Annotated in this window: 1 protein-coding gene and 2 pseudogenes; all 3 read left to right on the top strand. The window is 47.4% G+C overall.

The window, feature by feature from the left end:
- Positions 1 to 506 (top strand): annotated as a pseudogene (locus tag MO867_RS21600) (hypothetical protein); the annotation flags it as partial.
- A 251-nt stretch (positions 507 to 757) separates the two neighbouring features.
- Positions 758 to 973 (top strand): annotated as a pseudogene (locus MO867_RS21595) (IS30-like element ISVsa7 family transposase); the annotation flags it as partial.
- Positions 974 to 1,222: 249 nt separating this feature from the next.
- The gene (locus MO867_RS21590; RefSeq protein WP_252472996.1) at positions 1,223 to 2,215 is read left to right on the top strand and encodes a hypothetical protein; all 993 of its coding nucleotides are present in this window, start codon (positions 1,223 to 1,225) and stop codon (positions 2,213 to 2,215) included.
- Positions 2,216 to 2,415 lie beyond the last annotated feature (200 nt).

The following is a 2,415-nucleotide window of genomic DNA, read 5'->3' as shown; positions in this document are numbered from 1 at the left end:
CTATTCTAGGTCTATTCTGTTCGTTTTTACACCGATTTATATGGGACAGCCCTGCGTGTATGGCCTATGTCGATCTCAATCCTATTCGCGCCAATATGGCAGGAACGCCAGAAGACTCTGATCACACTTCCATTCAACAGCGTATTCGTGCAGCGATTTCCGGTGAGCAGCCCAAAAACCTGCTTCCGCTTGTCGGCGGTGAGCGCTTGAACATGCCGAAAGGGCTACCCTTTCAGCTGGATCACTATTTGGAGTTGGTGGACTGGAGTGGCCGGCATTTAGATCCCAGAAAACGAGGTTGTATTGCCGTAAACACGCTTCCTATCCTAGAGCGGCTCGGTATCTCACCCAAGCACTGGCACTATCTCAACCGGAATTTTGAAAGTCGATTTAAAAGTTTGGTGGGATCGGTGGAGGCAGTCCGTCAAGTCTGTACCCAATTGGATAAACGCTGGGTACACGGCATTAGCGACTGCCGACGCCTTCTCTCTATTACTCCCCGCTAATCTCACTCTACGCCTACCGTTTGAGATAGATCTTGCCGATTTTTTTAGCCAAAAATTGCGTTATTCGAAGCCTCAGCATCTATTTCTCAGCACTTTACCTCCTTTGCCCCTAAACCAGAGAAAACAGCTGCCAAAGCTAATGCCAACAACGTGACTGGCATTGATCTCCAATCTGTGGGTGTCCAGAACTATGTCCAGTAACGCTGCTAACGCCTCTCTCTAATTTATGGGTGTCCAGAATTATTCGATTCGAGCCGTATCACTCGTGGGAGCGTGGGTTGAACGAAAATACCAATAGTCTGCTGAGGCGTTTCTTCCCAAAAGGGATGGAACTTGGCAAGTTGCCGAAAAGTCAGATTAATGATGCGATGTTTCGTATTAATGCTCGGCCAAGAAAAATGTTGAATTATTGGAGTCTGCTGGAGTTTTTAGCGGGCAGGCGTGTGTCGCTTATGTTGGCAATCTAGGTACTGCTCAAGCAGGAACCAGTAAGTAGGGGGCAAGCGGATATGATCAATGTTAACCCATCAACAACTTACTTAGCTTCCATTTTTATCCCGGAAAGGTTGCTTAAATCAAAAATATATTAAGTACTGCACAGAAAACTCGTTAAAGATAACTAAAATGATGCCCGCAATTTTTCTATCAAAAACAATGATTCACCCATCGAATGCACAAAGAGCATTCATATTAGGTAATGTAACTTCGGGCAAATTATGGATAAGCTATTCAGTAAGAAAGTTTTAGCGCTGGCATTTACTCTCGTATTAGCATCATGTGGTGGCGGCTCCTCTTCTGATTCCGATCCTGCCCCATCCACCGGGGGAGATGGTAATGGCCAGGGCTCTGGAAGTGGCGCAGGTGGCAGCGGCACTGGAGGTAGTGGATCAGGTAGCACCACACCACTTCCAGACAATGAACCCGGTACAGTTATCGTAGGCGATATCGAAACTACAGACCTGGGCTTTGCCAAGATTACCTCTCGAGATATCACCCTGCCAAATGGCCAGCCCAACGCTGAAGAAGTTCACGGACTGCCACACTATATCTCCAGAACAGACAGCACCCAGGACGATAGCCTGCAGTCAGTCCCCATGCGAAGCTACACAGCGGCTTGTGCAACTGATACCGATAAACCTCGGATGTTTGTCTCCAAGACAATCAGTGAAGGTAGCGGAGATGATGAAGTCACCTATGGCACTGTTTACGAGCTGCAATATAACCCGGAGACTTCTAGCTTCGATCAAACCGGCAATACTACGATACTGAAACAATGCTATGAGTCACACGGTATTGCCGCCAGCGCTGATTGCTCCCGGGTTGCAGTACTGTGCAACACAGAATACCGGGCAAACGAACGCTACGAGGTACAAGGTGACCTGGTGGACCAATACGGTAGCGACTGGATGAAAATGGAGAATAATATCGGCCCTATTGATGCCCGCATTGAAAGGGACATAGGCCTGATGATATCTACCAATCACAGTCAGTATATCGGCTATTTTACCGATCATCCCACTCTGAAATTTGAGGACTTCCTGCCCGGGCTGAAAACCAACTTCCCCGATACCGATTTTGGTGATTCTTCATCCTTTAAGACCATTAAAGGTAATGAGATGCAGGAAGAGATGGCTTACATCGTCGACCAACTCTCAGAAACTGACTATAACGCGATGGTCGAGTATATTCGCGAGAATGGCTATAAATAGTAGTGGTAGGACAGCCGGTTACCCTAACTGCCCCCACGCAGATCCGGACGTGCGGAACTACCGCATCCGGCTCTTCAGTAATATATTCACTCGTGTAAAGCACGAACCCTAATACCAGTCCACAAGTATACTGCGTTTGTATACCCGCGGTGGCTTTAGCCCAAAATATCCCAGCATTTCCTTTAGACTATTCCAGTTAT

It is taken from the genome of Microbulbifer okhotskensis (genome assembly GCF_023895975.1).
Taxonomy (GTDB): Bacteria; Pseudomonadota; Gammaproteobacteria; order Pseudomonadales; family Cellvibrionaceae; genus Microbulbifer; species Microbulbifer okhotskensis.
This window is presented reverse-complemented; position numbering and strand designations above follow the sequence as displayed.